Origin of the sequence: Shewanella saliphila (assembly GCF_014648295.1) — a bacterium.
GTDB lineage: Bacteria > Pseudomonadota > Gammaproteobacteria > Enterobacterales > Shewanellaceae > Shewanella > Shewanella saliphila.
The window spans coordinates 37,390-51,646 of sequence record NZ_BMQV01000017.1; the positions used below are offsets into that span (position 1 = coordinate 37,390).

Below are 14,257 nucleotides of genomic sequence, written 5' to 3' on the forward strand. Positions count from 1 at the left end.
AACACCTTTTCATTTTTTATTAAGTAGAGTCATTCATGATACAAATCGGTAAACGTTATTCATTAGAAGTGGTTAAGCAAGTGAACTTTGGAGTTTACTTAAATGCTCAAGAGCTAGGACAGGTCTTACTTCCTAATAAATTTGTCCCTACCGGTTGTAATGTCGGTGATATGGTCGATGTGTTTCTTTATCTCGACTCTGAAGACATTGTGATTGCAACTACCCAAAAAGCTCTGGCGCAAGTGGGCGAGTTTGCTTACCTAAAAGTAGTGGCCACCGGCCCATACGGCGCATTTTTAGACTGGGGCTTAGACAAAGATTTACTGCTGCCTTTTGGTGAACAACACAAACCCGCAGAAGAAGGCCGTTCTTATTTAGTTTATGTCCATGCAAACCATGCCGATGAACGCATTATGGCGTCATCTAAAGTGGATAAATTTGTCGACAAAACTGAAGCTCACTACACCCCTGGCGAACAAGTTAACTTAATCATCGGTGGAACCACCGATTTAGGTTACAAAGCCATTATTAACAACGCACATTGGGGTGTTATTTACACTAATGAAGTTTTCCAAAAGCTTCGCTTTGGCCAAAAGTTAACCGGGTTTATTAAAACCATGCGCAGTGATGGCAAAATTGATTTGGTTTTACAAAAAAGCGGCAAAGAAGATTTAGACAAAAACGCTCGCCTCATTATCAACAAGCTGCGAAGCGCTGACGGTTTTTTACCTTTGCATGATAAAACCGATGCCGACATCATTTATGACCAATTGGGCATGAGCAAAAAAGCCTTTAAAAAATCAATTGGCGGTTTATTTAAAGCAGGTGACATCAGTATCGACAGCGATGGTATTCGTCTAACCATGTAAATCGATATCGTCACATAAACATGATGAGTGGGTCTTTAGCCACTCATCATATTATTTATCCTTCAGCCTACGCAAAAATAACAACAAGTATTACATCGATTTTTTATAAGGACAGTGTATGGAATTGACGTCATTAGAAGCCCGCGTTATCGGTTGCTTACTCGAAAAAGAACTCACCACCCCCGACCAATACCCTCTGTCACTTAATTCGTTAACCCTCGCCTGCAATCAAAAAAGTAGCCGCGAACCTGTAATGTCATTAAATGAATCCGAAGTACAAGCTCTCATTGATGACCTAACTAAAAAACGCTTAATCAGTGAGCAAACAGGGTTTGGCAGTCGCGTTGTTAAATACAAACACCGTTTTTGTAATACCGAATTTAGTGAATTACAACTCAGCAGTGCTGAAGTTGCGATCATTTGTGTATTACTTTTACGTGGCCCACAAACACCTGGCGAACTCAAAACTCGCACACCTCGTTTACATGAGTTTAGCGACGTAAGCCAAGTAGAGGCATCATTGTTGGGCTTAAGCCAACGTGAAACGCCGCTTGTTGTCCAGTTAGCTCGTGAGCCAAATAAACGGGATTGCCGTTTTTTAGAATGTTTTAGCGGTAATATTGACGAGCACCTGGTCAACAGTAGTGACAGCATTCAAGTCTCAGCCCAAACGCAACACAGTTTGGCCCAAGAAAATCGCATCGCAGAATTAACTGAGAGAGTTGACGCACTAGAGCAAAAAATGGCTCGGTTAGAAACGTTACTCGACTAACCCATTGAACACCACTGTAAACTCAGACTGGTAGCGATACGAGCATCGCCTCTGCTATCTACATTAGTGCAGTTTATCCAAGGATTATTACTATGCACCACGTTTCGCCCCCGTCGGGGCTGTCTCATATTTGGTTATTGGCCAAATACGAACTCAGCAAGCGCTTTACCAATAAAAGTGGCATGGTCGCCCTTATCGCTTTTATGCTTATTTGGGCGATTTTATTACTTTATCCAATCAAAAGTGCCTCTGAATTTATTATGGGGCCTAATTTTAGAGGCTTTACCGAAGCACTATTTGGACCAGACAGTTTGCAGCATTTATTTGAATGGCCTGTTGCAGAGTTTGCCGTGTTCTGGCTCGCTGCCTTATATTTATTTCCTATGTTTAGTATCTTTATCGCCGCAGATCAGTTCAGTTCAGACAAGCAACGCGGAAGTTTGCGTTTTTTAACCTTGCGAGTGAGCCGAAGCAGTCTTTTCTTTGGCCGTTTTGCCGGGCAAATGCTAATCCAATTGTCGTTAATTATACTGACTTTGCTGGCCACTATCGCCATGGTGCTCACTCGCGATATGAGTTTGTTAGTACCGTCACTCACCACTAGCCTGCTGGTAATGGTTAATCTTTTTATTGTGGTATTACCCTACACCGCTGCAATGGCACTCTTGTCATTACATGCAAACTCAGCAAGACAAGCGAGTATTTTTGCGATTATTCTTTGGGCGTTAGTCTCAATTATTATCGGGTTAATTAATTTCAAATTCCCGCAACTGAGTGGGTTGAACATGATTTTACCGGGTTCTCAAATTTCAAGTATGATAAATACTCAGGGCTTTGGGTCACTGGCTTACACGCCAATTCCCTTACTGCAAACAGTCGTCATTTTAGGTTTGGGTAATTTATTGATGAAACGGAGTGCCCTATGAGCCTAATTCAATGCAATAACCTATCGAAACATTATCCTAATAAATTAGCGCTCGACAATGTGAATCTAAGCTTAGATGCGGGTGCACCTATTGCGTTAGTAGGCCCAAATGGTGCGGGTAAAACGACACTGTTTAGCTTACTCTGCGGTTATATTCAGCCAACCCAAGGCAATGTGACGATCCTTGGCCATGCTCCAGGCAGTAAAGCGCTTCAAGGGGTGTTATCAGCCCTACCGCAAGATGCAGAACTTGACCCTCATTTTACCATAGCATCACAGCTACAATTTTTTGCAACGTTGCAGGGCTTCAGTCAAGCCGATGCCAAGCAAGAAGCATTACGTGTATTAGCGCTAGTCGATTTAGCTGAGTCAGCGCAAGCAAAACCTAAAAGCCTTAGCCATGGCATGAGTAAAAGAGTATCGATAGCCCAAGCGTTAATTGGTTCACCGACCATTATATTACTCGATGAGCCTACCGCAGGGCTCGATCCTGCCAATGCGAAAAAGATACGCCAAATCGTTAAAGATTTATCAAATGACACAACTTTTTTAATTAGCTCGCATAATTTAGATGAACTTGAAAAACTGTGTGATCAGGTGGTGTATCTTGAACAAGGGAAGCTACAACAATCGGTTTCAATTAAAGCCAGCCAGGCAACTGACTTTATTACATTGACGATGCAAGTGTGTGATATGGAGAGCTTACATCAACAATTACTCGGATTAGCTCAGGTCATTGAAGTTAAACGCAGTGGTGATGAGCAATATGTTATTGAGTATCAAAAACAAAGTGCTTTTGAACTTGAACAACAAATCCTCAGCTTATTAGCAGAAAAACAATGGCAATACAAAGCTATACTCAAAGGTAGAACACTGGAAGAAACCCTCTTCTCATAAGCCATTGCGCTATGTCAGCACCTGAAGCCCGTTAACACGGGCTTTGTTATGGGCTATGGGCTACGGGCTACGGACTTTTATTATGACTCAAGTTCTATCCAGCCGTTAACGTGACGATGTTCTGCAATAAATTGAATTGACTGACAAACGAACCAACACCAGGCTTGAGGTATAGGTTGGTTTTAAAAGTGATGAACAAATCCGAGTATTCTCCATGTATTAAGGTGTTTGCACTTTAAAGCATGGCGATAAAATAGTGCGCTAAAATAAATTACTTAAAAGGAATACTTAAATGGAATGTCGAAGTTAGCGGGTGCGTTCAAATAGAGTATTAAAGTACCTGTGCTGAAATATCTCTCTGGATATTGAAGCTAAGACTTCTGAATTGTAAAAATGTAGACGAGGATGAAATCGAAACATAAGTAGAAGCTGGAGTAGAAGCAGTTTATCTCGTTTAGAAGCAGGTGTTGAAGATAGCGTTTGTACTAGGTCATGTTAAATTTGCAAAAAAAAACTGCAGCATAAATGCTACAGTCTTATTATCAATATCTAGTCGAAACTAGATAGAAATATTAGCCAACTACTGAAACGTTTTCAGCTTGAGGACCTTTCTGACCTTGAGTCACAGTGAAAGATACTTTCTGACCTTCGTCAAGAGTTTTGAAACCGTCAGAGTTGATAGCACGGAAGTGAACAAATACGTCTGGACCAGACTCTTGCTCAATAAATCCGAAACCTTTGTCAGAGTTGAACCACTTAACAACACCAGTAACTTGAGACATGATATAAATCCTGTAAAATATATAATTAAAGCCTTAACGGCGGTAAAGCTGGAAAATGCCGGTATTACTTATGTTCACAGGACGAAACTGGTCGTATTGAAACACATAAATATAAGCCCAACCTTCAAGCTAAGTAGACTATAAACCATTCTCAGAATAAGTCAACAAACATCAAGTCATAGCTCAGATTTTTTTGACGAATCAACAATTCGGTTTATCTTTGAGCATCAAATAGTTATTTGCATCATTTAATCAGCCAACGATTGTTCGCGTTGATGAATTTCAATTTTAAAATCGATCTCACATTCGAGCCCTTGCTCTATTATTTGCCGCTTTTGCATATCACTTAACTTCCAGGCGTATGGCGTCATATTAAGGAAGTGTTCAATATCATCAGCTTGAGTCAAGGTAAGCGGGTAAGTTAACGCCTCATGCGCAAGGTAATTAAAGCCTTCTAAGAACAATGATTCTTGCGGATGTAACCGCGGGCTACTATAAATTTTTTGTTTTAATGCAAAGTGATGCATAGGCCCTGGTGATACAGTAATTAATATACTACCGGGTTTCATAACCCGTTGTAGCTCTTCTACTTTTGACGGGGCATAAATACGAATGGCTAAATCGATACTGTCATCAGCAAATGGCATTTCAAACACACTTGCCACACAAAAGTGTAAATCAGCATAACGTTTTGCTGCAGAACGAATAGCAGATTTAGAAATATCTAAGCCATAAAGCGCGCACGGCTTTGGCATTGATTGATGAAGTGTTTCAAACAAACGATGGCTGTAATACCCTTCACCACAACCAATGTCCAATATCGTTTCAACATTAGCAGCGTAATCAACCGCTAATTGATTAACCTTGTCACTTAGCGGTTGATAAAACCCTTTATTCAGAAATTCACGACGGGCAATCATCATCTCTTTATTGTCGCCAGGGTCTTTGGTTTTTTTCTTTTGTACCGGCAATAAATTAACATACCCTTCTTTGGCACAATCAAACTGATGACGTTTGGGGCATGCCCAACTTTTATCGTTTAGTGTTAACGGCGCAGAACAAATGGGGCAAATATAAGGCATGGGGAGACTCTAAATAAGATTTTAAATTTCGTCATCAGACAGTTTATTGACCATGTCTGATACATCTTGGGGCGCGAGTAATTCAAAACAATCAAGTTTACGCTGCAATTGTTCAATATTAGACATTTGCTCGTTTGACGAACGACCCAAGCTTGGGCGCTCTAATGATTGATGATAAGTTCTGAACAACCATTGATGTTTATTTTGCAGTAAATGGTCGAGTTTTAATAGTTCTGTCGACACGCCTGGATGAATTTTGCCCGACTCCCCTTTTAAATACTCCCGTAAATCTCGGCGCACTTGTTCTAATTCACTAATATGAACCGCCAACATTGAAGACGGTTCATCATAGTCAAACTTACGCCCTAATATTGCTTTTGCCATCACCAGCGCGTGAGGCTCGCTTAAAATACGTAAGTCTTGTTCAAGGGATATTAATTCAAATCGTGCATTTTTCTCCAGGCTAAAATAAACGCTTTGGTCTGCCTGAATATTTAGGGTTAAGCCATTTCTTAATTGATCGATACACACTCTTGGTGCAATACCCATCATTGGATATAAACGTGAACCTTGACCTATCAATCTGACTTGATCATATTTTTCAGCGACGGCTTGGCAATGCTCGTAAACTAAGCTAATAAAAGGCTGATGTCGCACAATGAAGGTGGCCTCAGTTGTATTAACTTGACTAATGACAAACTCAATTAACGGGTTACTCATTGCTGACAACACCAACAAATCACTCACCGAGTCTAACAACCGCAGCGTTAATAACGTAGGTTGCTTAATTTCACTGACAATAGGTTGAGTAAATATATGTTGATGCATTCAATATCCTTTTATATCTATACCACTTATATTAGATGTCTTACTTAGATTAGCTGTATCACTTATTATATGAATTATCTTACTTGTTAGTGACTAAATTGTAACTAGCAACGCTATTAAGTTCATAGTGAAAGTTTTAAACGTTAACGTCATTATCAATTTGATGCGCATAAATGTTAATATGCAGATAATCGCGAAAAGGATCTTAACTTATTATGGCTAATGCAATTCAACCAACACTATTCTGGCACGATTATGAAACCTTTGGCGCAAACCCAGCAAAAGACCGACCGTCACAATTTGCAGGGATCCGTACCGATTTAGCATTAAATATTATTGGTGAGCCCGAAACGTTTTACTGTAAACAGGCCCCAGATTACCTGCCGTCACCTGAAGCTATTTTAATTACTGGCATCACCCCGCAACTGGCCAATATGAAAGGCGTACCTGAAGCCGAGTTTATGCGCCGCATCAACAACTTATTTAGCCAACCTAACACTTGTGTTGTCGGCTATAACTCATTACGTTTTGATGATGAAGTCAGCCGATATGGTTTTTATCGTAACTTTATTGACCCTTACGGCCGGGAATGGCAAAACGGCAATTCTCGCTGGGACATTATCGATTTAGTCAGAGCCTGTTACGCCTTTAGACCAGAAGGAATTAATTGGCCTTTAAAAGAAGATGGTACGCCTAGCTTTAAGTTAGAGCTGTTAACGCAAGCCAATGGCTTAAGTCATGAAAAAGCCCATGACGCGATGTCAGATGTGTACGCCACCATCGCCATGGCGAAGCTTATCAAAGAAAAGCAGCCTAAATTATATGACTATTATTTCAATTTACGTCGTAAACAAGCGGTAGCAGATCATATTGATGTATTAAAAATGCAACCATTAGTGCACGTCAGCTCAAAAATTAGCGCGGCACAGGGGTGTACAACCTTAATTGCGCCTGTGGCTTACCACCCGACCAACAAAAACGCCGTTATTTGCATCAATTTAGCAATGGACATCTCACCGCTGCTTGAGTTAACCGCTCAAGAAATCAGCGACCGCATGTATACACCTCGCCATGAATTAGCCGAAAATGAACTGGCCATTCCGCTCAAACAAATCCATTTAAATAAATGCCCTTTCATTGGATCTGCAAAATTACTTGACGATGAGGTAGCCACAAAATTACAGTTTGATAAAGACTTTGCTCGCGAGCAATATAAACGCTTAAAAAACCACCCAGAAATACGAGAAAAACTTAACCAAGTATTTGAATTAGAATCAGATCGTAAACCAATAACCGATCCAGATCTTATGTTGTACAGTGGTGGATTTTTTAGTCATGCAGATAAAACAAAAATGGACATCATATGCCACACCGAACCGCGCAACTTAGCCGCCTTGGACCTGCAATTTGATGACCCTCGGATTAATGAAATGCTCTTTCGTTTTCGGGCACGTAATTACCCGGAAACATTATCCGACAATGAAAGCCGCCGTTGGCGTGAGTTTTGCCACCAACGCTTATCGGATGCCGATTATGTGATTAATCTCGAAAACTTGGTCGAAGAAACCAGCGAGAATGAACACAAACAAAAGTTACTCAAAGCCCTATATCAATACTTACAGTCATTATAGTGAATCATCACTTTGCCCAGTTATTTCATTTAAGGATTAAGGGAATGCAAAATCGATTTTTAGACAGCATAACAATGCTAGACAAACCATTAGCTACCGCGTTAGCACCATTATTACATGACCAATTTTGTGGTCATATTGATGCCAATCAATTTGCAATGCTTGTAGAAGCCAGTGGTAAAAAAGAAGAGCAAGTGTTAATGGATCTATTGCCTATAGCTGCAGCACTAGCCAATCCTCCAATTAGTGAATTTTATGTCGGTGCAATCGCCAAAGGTAAAAGCGGCGACTTATATATGGGGGCCAACCTTGAGTTACCCGGTGAAGCGTTATTTCACAGTGTTCACGCTGAACAAAGCGCCATTAGTCATGCATGGTTGAGCGGCGAAACAGAAATTGTAGATATTATTGTTAATTACAGCCCGTGTGGCCACTGTCGTCAATTTATGAATGAATTGTTCAACGGCAGTAACATTAAAATCCATCTGCCACAGCAAGAAACTCATACTTTATCTTATTACTTACCTTATGGATTCAGTCCTGCTGACTTAAATGTCACCATGCCACTACTGTGCAAACGTGAAAAAGAATTTAGCCTAAACTCTGATGACCCAATGATCATCGAAGCACTAGACCAAATGGGATTAAGCTACGCACCATACACCAATACCAATGCCGCCGTCGTGCTTGAAACTACAGATGGAGCAACCTTCTGTGGCCGTTATGCAGAAAACGCTGCATTTAACCCATCAATGCAACCGATGCAAATGGCGTTGTCGAATTTGATTAGACACAACCGTCAATACAGCGAAATTAAACGAGCAGTATTGATTGAATCATCTGAGGGTAAAATTAGCTTAGTGGGCGCAACGATGGATGCATTGCACACCATTGCCGCGGTCGAATTAGAGCATATTGTTGTTGAACCTATGCCAGCTTAATATATTCGCAATATACCTAAAAGGCGCTTAATTGCGCCTTTTTTATTGGTTTTTGAAAGGATCGTATCACACAGGTTATAGACCTCGTCAGTGCCTAAGTGCGGAACCTAAGTGCAGAGCCAAGTCATAATAGAAACCATCTTTACATTAAGCCTAATTAATTATCTTTTATGGGTTTCATCAATCACAGTATTAACATGCTAAGCTCATCAATACTTAGCCATTTTTAATATTGTTACAGCGGCAAAAAGCGAGTCACTATTGCGCATATTCACCATCAAACGGATTATGGTTTTTATACTGTTATGCACAGTAGGTCTAGTGTGGGCAATAATCGAACACGCCAACCCCCTTACCGTTAAACTACTCAATAATTTACTGGCCGATAACCACATTGAAGTGCTTAACTTTGATGCTGAATATGTCTCATTAAATCATATCCGTATTCCAAGGCTTATTCTGAAAATTGAAGACAGCCATATTGCCGTTCAAGAGTTTAATCTTGAACTGCGTGACAGTATTCAAATGCTAAGAAATCAACAGTTCAATGCCGACGACATTGTCAGCATTGACACCCAAAGCGTGTATGTTGATTTAGGTGAAAGCTTTTTTATTCGCCAATCGCAGCAAACCGAAGAGTCCCCGGCAACAATGTCATTAAACCTCACTAAGTTACCTACTGTAAACTTAGGACAAATAGACATTAGATTACCCGCCTTAAATGATAACCAAGCAACGAAACACCGTTTAACTATGGATAACTTAACCTTGTCCAAAGCCGGTGAACTCGATACCTTATGGCGCTTTGATGATTATCCGCTGTTCAGTGTCAATGCCACCTTAGGCAAACGAACATGGGAGTTTGATACTCAAGTAGATTTAGGCCTGAGTTACCAGGGGCTTGAGTCTTTGCAGCAATATTTAAATGTGCTCAATGACACTCAATTTAGCTCACCGCAAAATGAGCCGAACAGTAACCCTAATTTATTAAAAGGGTTGCACTCGCAATTGTCAGCTATTTTACAGCCGATTAACGAGCAACAATTAACCATTGAGGGACAATGGCGCACTCATACCACTCTTGATTTAGTCAGTGCAACGCTTAGTAGCCAACAATCAATTAGTGACTTTTCATTACGTTCAGCACGTTGGCCAAGTGTCTATTTCGCTCCAAAAAATCCCATCAATTTTATGCTCAACATGGACCAATATCCTGTTAGCAATCCTTTTGCTGCAAATGATGCCCAAGCTGAACCCTCAACATTTTTAGGATTAACACTCAACCTTGCGCCTTTTGAATATCAGTTAGCGCCCAATAAAGCAGATTTTGAGCAATTTATTGATTTACTGGTAACAGACACATCAACTAAAACGCAAATACGCAATGTATTGGCGCAGCTGTCCCCTACCAATAAACAGCCACAATTATCCATTACTGTGCCAGAGCCCATTGAAGTGCGTTTACCATTGAATAATAACGCTATCTCGACGTTAGTGAGCATTCCCAAAGTGCGTTTAGCACTTGATGGGCATCATTTACAAAGCTTACTCACATTGCATCATTTGCAAGCAAATACCGACCTGCAATGGCGCAGTCAGTTTGAATGGAATGTTGAATTAAACTCGACAAAAATCGATAACAACACCCCTACATTTGACTTAACAACTTGGATGCCCGAACTTGGAATCGAACAATTTAGCCTCGAAAACGCAGCGCTCAACTTAAACGGTGAAATGAATACGCCCCAAACCGACAGCATTGCTATCAGCATTAACCCCAGCTCTACGCTCGCCATTGATAAAATCATTTATTCTGATCAACAAGGCGACAAAAGCACTCATAAAATTCAAAAAAATATCGGCGTACAATTAGCTCATTTAACGCTTAGCCTTGGCCAGAGTTCGACAATAAACTTGCAGCAAAATATTGAAATTAATTTGGCGCCTTTCTCACTGGTGGCCCGTGAATTTATAGGCCAGCAACTCGTCAATCAAACAGGTGTCAAATCGGTTACCACTTATGCAACAGCCAAAAATGCCAGTATTGAGGTTGAACAACCAACCTTATTGTCCGTTAATGACCAAGAAACCGCAGCGCAAGCACTGCAGCGGTGGTTGCAATCCCCTGCGACCAATAATGTCACCTGGAAAATAAACCAACTCGATGCCGCCAAACAAATTGGTAAAAGCCGAAAACAACCACTTGTCGCACTCAATAAAGTTACAGTCAATCAAGCACTCAATTTATCAAAGGGCTTGCTCGTTGGCAGCGAACAATGGCAATTAGATACCCTGGCCCTGAGCAGCTATCATTTACTGAAATTCGCTGATGAAAAAAGCCCGTTGTCGCTCGCGGGGCAATGGACATTTGATTCAGATATCGACACCGCACTTGCTACCCTGAGAAAAGTCCAACCATTGCCAACAAACTTTAGCCTACACGGCCACAGTCGTTTAATCGCTGGGTTTGCCTTAAGTGAACTGAATAATGCCAGCCAGTTCGAAATGAAAATTCAACAACAGTTGTCATCATTAAGCGGTCGCTTAGCAGACAAATCGTTTATCGGTGGTGATGTTTTTGCTCAATGCCAATTTAACTGGCAGCAGCAATATGACAAACCCGGTACCCCATTAGCTGAGCAGCATTTTGCCCAAAGCAAATTAATGTGTCCGCAAACCGCTATCAGTGTAGAAAAAGCCAATGTTGGTATTTTGCTCACTAACCTCAACATGAACGCCAATATTGAGTTAAATAAAGACGGTAACAAAGTGCCGACCAACTGGTTGCAACAATTTACCGGATTAAGTGAAACCAATGTCAGTCTAACGGCCAGCGGAGACATGCTAGATGGACGCTTTTTATTACCTGAGTTTGTGCTAAAACTGCACGAAAAATCGCACGGCTATATGTTACTGCAAGGGCTAAGTTTGGCCACATTGTTAGAAGAACAACCTCAAGTGGGCGTAAAAGCCAGTGGCATATTTGATGGGGTACTACCGGCAGAGATTTTGGATGGACAGGTCACGATTGCTGGCGGCAAATTGGCTGCACGCTCGCCAGGGGGCTTAATTGAAGTGGCCGGCAACCCTGCGATGGATCAATTAGCCCTATCACAACCTTATTTAGAATTGGTGTTTACAGCACTGGAACACCTTAACTACACTGAATTAGCCAGCACCTTTGATATGACACCAAATGGAGACGCCTCTATTTATGTAGGGGTTAAAGGCAAAAGTCGTGATATCGAGCGCCCGGTTCACCTGAATTATGACCACCAGGAAAACCTGATCCAATTATATAAAAGCACTCAGATTGGCAACCAATTGCAAAACAAAATTGAAACCAAAGTTCAGTAACATAAGCCAAATAAAATCAAAAGGATAACTCTCGTGAAACATTCGTCGCTCTACGTTGTTAGTATCAGTACCCTGCTTGCCTCGTTGGTGATGTCAGCGTGTACCCCAACGGTAAAAATTGAGCCACCTGACAAGCCGATTGTCATTAATCTCAATGTCAAAATAGAACATGAAATTAAAATCAAAGTCGATAAAGAGTTAGACACCTTGATTGAAAACGATGAGTTATTTTAGGCGGAGAAACATAATGAAATCTTCATTCGTTATCGTGACCCTTCTTGCCACCAGCATTCTGTGGTGCTCAAATGCTTGGGCTGTGACATTACAACAGGCTAAATCATCAGGATGGGTAGGTGAACAAACTAATGGCTATTTAGGCGTGGTGGTAGATACGCCAGCCACACAACAGTTGGTGTTATCAGTCAATGCTAAACGCAAACAATATTACCAAGCCATAGCTAATCGTAATCATATAACCCTTGATACGGTCGCTACACTTGCAGCACAAAAAGCCATAGCCGCAGCAGACACAGGCCATATAATACAAACGCCGCAAGGAGAATGGTTAACTAAGTAAGCCTCAATTAACGGTTTTCGCTTACGGCGCTATCACCATTGATGGAAGTACCATCAATATTGTTAGGCAATGCCAATATGATATTGGTGCGATATTACATTGTTGCCATTGTCCAGTAATCTAAACGTTTTTGCGGATCAGCAACTAAAGTCTTACACGAGTCTTTATACTCAGCCATTAAACCACGAAGGTTATTCGAACCCGCTAACTTATTCACTTGCGCCTGCTTAGCTGCAGCCACATCTTTTTCAACTTGTTCAGCGCCGCGATATTTGCTGGCAAGTGTTTGCGCATCGCTTGCTGAGGTCTTTAAACGCTCGCCTACCGCCTTCATTTGCGGAGCATTCATGGCGCCAATGGCTTCAGAGCTAATTTGGTAATACGCAGCACATTCAATCAATTCATTAGTAAAGGCTTTTTCGGCTGCATCTTCTGCAAATGACGCCGCGCTGAAACACACAAATGATGAAGCCAAAATCCACATTGCTGGTTTGAACATTCTATTGTCTTCCTTATGTAAAATAGTTTGTTTTGTTAGCGTTTCGTTCGCCAGTACCTAAACAATCAAACTCGTTAGGTCTCTGCTACGGTTTATAAAATTTGAACTCCCGCAGCACAAACCGGTGATAAACACGATACGTATCACATTATCGTATATCAATAGTGACTTAATTGAAAAGTATCACTTACACCAAACAGTCGCATTTATTGTAAGAGAACGTGGCAATGGTTGCCGTTTATAGCAGGATTGGGGATTTATAGCGCTAAAAAGAAAGTGTTATTAAACACAGATAACGAATGTCAAAACATTATCTGTGTTTAGTTATAAATCATAGTCTTGAGACTAGAAACCATGGTTAGCATTACTGACCCTAAACCAACCCGCAATACTATTACGGGTTTTAAACGTTGGACGCACTTCATGAGGAAAGCGCTCGCTTAAAAACAGTACCAGGGTACCCATTTTAGGACTAACCACATCTAAAGGTTGGTCAAGCTCGTCATAGATCACCAGCTCGCCACCGTCACATTCTTGCCAATCAGGATTGAGAAAAAACACGGTCGACAAAATACGGTTTTGACTGCCGTGCAAGGCATCAACATGTTTTTTATAAAACGCGCCATGTTCATACACAGCATAATGACTTTCAAAGTCAAATAACCCCATGAATAAACGACGATTTAAGCCATCTTTAAGCTGATTCATAACCGATAAATACTCACGGTCGGTATGATCTTGATTATCTAACCAACTAATTTTATCCGAGCGAATATCAGTGTTGATTTGTTGTTCAACACCTCGACCAATGGCGGCTTTTTTAAACTTAATATCTTGCTCAGCTTGCATTTTTTCAAGCAAAGCTAAGCTTACATAATCAGGAATGATGTCAGATAAAAGAATGTATCCTTTATCGACTAACGCATCTGCGATCACATCCAGCATTGCTTCACTTACTTGCGAAACCATACATGCCACATCCAACAGGGAGACTACGCTTTTTACTTTACTTAAGGGCTCAGAAAGGAAGTTAAGAGCCAGATTTTCGAGGGGGCGTCATTAAAAGGTATGATTGCCATACCTCAGTTATTTCGGGC

The 14,257-nt window shown here is 41.0% G+C and carries 14 protein-coding genes; 9 read left to right on the plus strand and 5 right to left on the minus strand.

The window, feature by feature from the left end:
* Positions 1 to 35: 35 nt before the first annotated feature.
* The 4 genes from IEY48_RS09990 (at position 36) to IEY48_RS10005 (ending at position 3,463) form a co-directional block, all read left to right on the plus strand.
* A complete protein-coding gene (locus IEY48_RS09990) occupies positions 36 to 869 on the plus strand; it encodes a CvfB family protein (RefSeq protein WP_188919810.1) in 834 nt (277 codons plus the stop codon).
* Positions 870 to 987: 118 nt separating this feature from the next.
* Positions 988 to 1,641, plus strand: coding sequence for a YceH family protein (locus IEY48_RS09995; RefSeq protein WP_188919812.1), 654 nt, complete (start codon positions 988 to 990; stop codon positions 1,639 to 1,641).
* A gap of 92 nt (positions 1,642 to 1,733) precedes the next feature.
* Entirely contained in the window at positions 1,734 to 2,567 is an 834-nt protein-coding gene (locus IEY48_RS10000; protein ID WP_188919814.1) for an ABC transporter permease, read from the plus strand.
* Positions 2,564 to 3,463, plus strand: coding sequence for an ABC transporter ATP-binding protein (locus tag IEY48_RS10005; RefSeq protein ID WP_188919817.1), 900 nt, complete (start codon positions 2,564 to 2,566; stop codon positions 3,461 to 3,463). The genes IEY48_RS10000 and IEY48_RS10005 overlap by 4 nt, the downstream gene beginning before the upstream one ends.
* Positions 3,464 to 4,035: 572 nt before the next feature.
* Here the strand turns inward: IEY48_RS10005 and IEY48_RS10010 are convergent.
* The 3 genes from IEY48_RS10010 to IEY48_RS10020 form a co-directional block, all read right to left on the minus strand.
* Positions 4,036 to 4,245 carry a cold-shock protein gene (locus IEY48_RS10010; protein WP_011496716.1) on the minus strand — a complete coding sequence of 70 codons (210 nt, stop codon included), beginning with the start codon at positions 4,243 to 4,245 and terminating at the stop codon, positions 4,036 to 4,038.
* Positions 4,246 to 4,493: 248 nt separating this feature from the next.
* Entirely contained in the window at positions 4,494 to 5,327 is an 834-nt protein-coding gene (rlmA, locus tag IEY48_RS10015; protein WP_188919819.1) for a 23S rRNA (guanine(745)-N(1))-methyltransferase, read from the minus strand.
* Between the two features lie 21 nt (positions 5,328 to 5,348).
* Positions 5,349 to 6,155 carry a hypothetical protein gene (locus IEY48_RS10020; protein WP_188919822.1) on the minus strand — a complete coding sequence of 269 codons (807 nt, stop codon included), beginning with the start codon at positions 6,153 to 6,155 and terminating at the stop codon, positions 5,349 to 5,351.
* Positions 6,156 to 6,370: 215 nt separating this feature from the next.
* On the opposite strand from IEY48_RS10020, the gene sbcB reads away from it, so the two are divergent.
* The 5 genes from sbcB to IEY48_RS10045 all read left to right on the plus strand — a co-directional run bounded on the left by sbcB (position 6,371) and on the right by IEY48_RS10045 (position 12,661).
* On the plus strand, positions 6,371 to 7,786 hold the full coding sequence (sbcB, locus tag IEY48_RS10025; protein WP_188919824.1) for an exodeoxyribonuclease I: 1,416 nt from the start codon (positions 6,371 to 6,373) through the stop codon (positions 7,784 to 7,786).
* A 44-nt stretch (positions 7,787 to 7,830) separates the two neighbouring features.
* Complete coding sequence (gene cdd, locus IEY48_RS10030) at positions 7,831 to 8,727, plus strand: cytidine deaminase (RefSeq protein ID WP_188919827.1); 897 nt, start codon at positions 7,831 to 7,833, stop codon at positions 8,725 to 8,727.
* A gap of 288 nt (positions 8,728 to 9,015) precedes the next feature.
* On the plus strand, positions 9,016 to 12,084 hold the full coding sequence (locus tag IEY48_RS10035; protein ID WP_444544666.1) for an intermembrane phospholipid transport YdbH family protein: 3,069 nt from the start codon (positions 9,016 to 9,018) through the stop codon (positions 12,082 to 12,084).
* Positions 12,085 to 12,117: 33 nt separating this feature from the next.
* Entirely contained in the window at positions 12,118 to 12,318 is a 201-nt protein-coding gene (locus IEY48_RS10040) for a YnbE family lipoprotein (protein ID WP_373292770.1), read from the plus strand.
* Between the two features lie 13 nt (positions 12,319 to 12,331).
* Positions 12,332 to 12,661 (plus strand): YdbL family probable chaperone protein, encoded by a 330-nt coding sequence (locus IEY48_RS10045; protein WP_188919832.1) that lies wholly within the window; start codon positions 12,332 to 12,334, stop codon positions 12,659 to 12,661.
* Positions 12,662 to 12,755: 94 nt separating this feature from the next.
* On the opposite strand, the gene IEY48_RS10050 is transcribed toward IEY48_RS10045, so the two are convergent.
* Together IEY48_RS10050 and IEY48_RS10055 are read right to left on the minus strand one after the other, a co-directional pair.
* Positions 12,756 to 13,160, minus strand: coding sequence for a hypothetical protein (locus IEY48_RS10050; protein ID WP_188919834.1), 405 nt, complete (start codon positions 13,158 to 13,160; stop codon positions 12,756 to 12,758).
* 345 nt (positions 13,161 to 13,505) lie between these two features.
* On the minus strand, positions 13,506 to 14,129 hold the full coding sequence (locus IEY48_RS10055) for a 2OG-Fe(II) oxygenase (RefSeq protein WP_188919836.1): 624 nt from the start codon (positions 14,127 to 14,129) through the stop codon (positions 13,506 to 13,508).
* Between the last annotated feature and the right edge of the window lie 128 nt (positions 14,130 to 14,257).

Coding starts and splice junctions, on each gene's coding strand:
- IEY48_RS09990 (WP_188919810.1), top strand. CDS start 36: ATGATACAAATCGGTAAACGTTATTCATTAGAAGTGGTTAAGCAAGTG.
- IEY48_RS09995 (WP_188919812.1), top strand. CDS start 988: ATGGAATTGACGTCATTAGAAGCCCGCGTTATCGGTTGCTTACTCGAA.
- IEY48_RS10000 (WP_188919814.1), top strand. CDS start 1,734: ATGCACCACGTTTCGCCCCCGTCGGGGCTGTCTCATATTTGGTTATTG.
- IEY48_RS10005 (WP_188919817.1), top strand. CDS start 2,564: ATGAGCCTAATTCAATGCAATAACCTATCGAAACATTATCCTAATAAA.
- IEY48_RS10010 (WP_011496716.1), bottom strand. CDS start 4,245: ATGTCTCAAGTTACTGGTGTTGTTAAGTGGTTCAACTCTGACAAAGGT.
- rlmA (WP_188919819.1), bottom strand. CDS start 5,327: ATGCCTTATATTTGCCCCATTTGTTCTGCGCCGTTAACACTAAACGAT.
- IEY48_RS10020 (WP_188919822.1), bottom strand. CDS start 6,155: ATGCATCAACATATATTTACTCAACCTATTGTCAGTGAAATTAAGCAA.
- sbcB (WP_188919824.1), top strand. CDS start 6,371: ATGGCTAATGCAATTCAACCAACACTATTCTGGCACGATTATGAAACC.
- cdd (WP_188919827.1), top strand. CDS start 7,831: ATGCAAAATCGATTTTTAGACAGCATAACAATGCTAGACAAACCATTA.
- IEY48_RS10035 (WP_444544666.1), top strand. CDS start 9,016: ATGGTTTTTATACTGTTATGCACAGTAGGTCTAGTGTGGGCAATAATC.
- IEY48_RS10045 (WP_188919832.1), top strand. CDS start 12,332: ATGAAATCTTCATTCGTTATCGTGACCCTTCTTGCCACCAGCATTCTG.
- IEY48_RS10050 (WP_188919834.1), bottom strand. CDS start 13,160: ATGTTCAAACCAGCAATGTGGATTTTGGCTTCATCATTTGTGTGTTTC.
- IEY48_RS10055 (WP_188919836.1), bottom strand. CDS start 14,129: ATGGTTTCGCAAGTAAGTGAAGCAATGCTGGATGTGATCGCAGATGCG.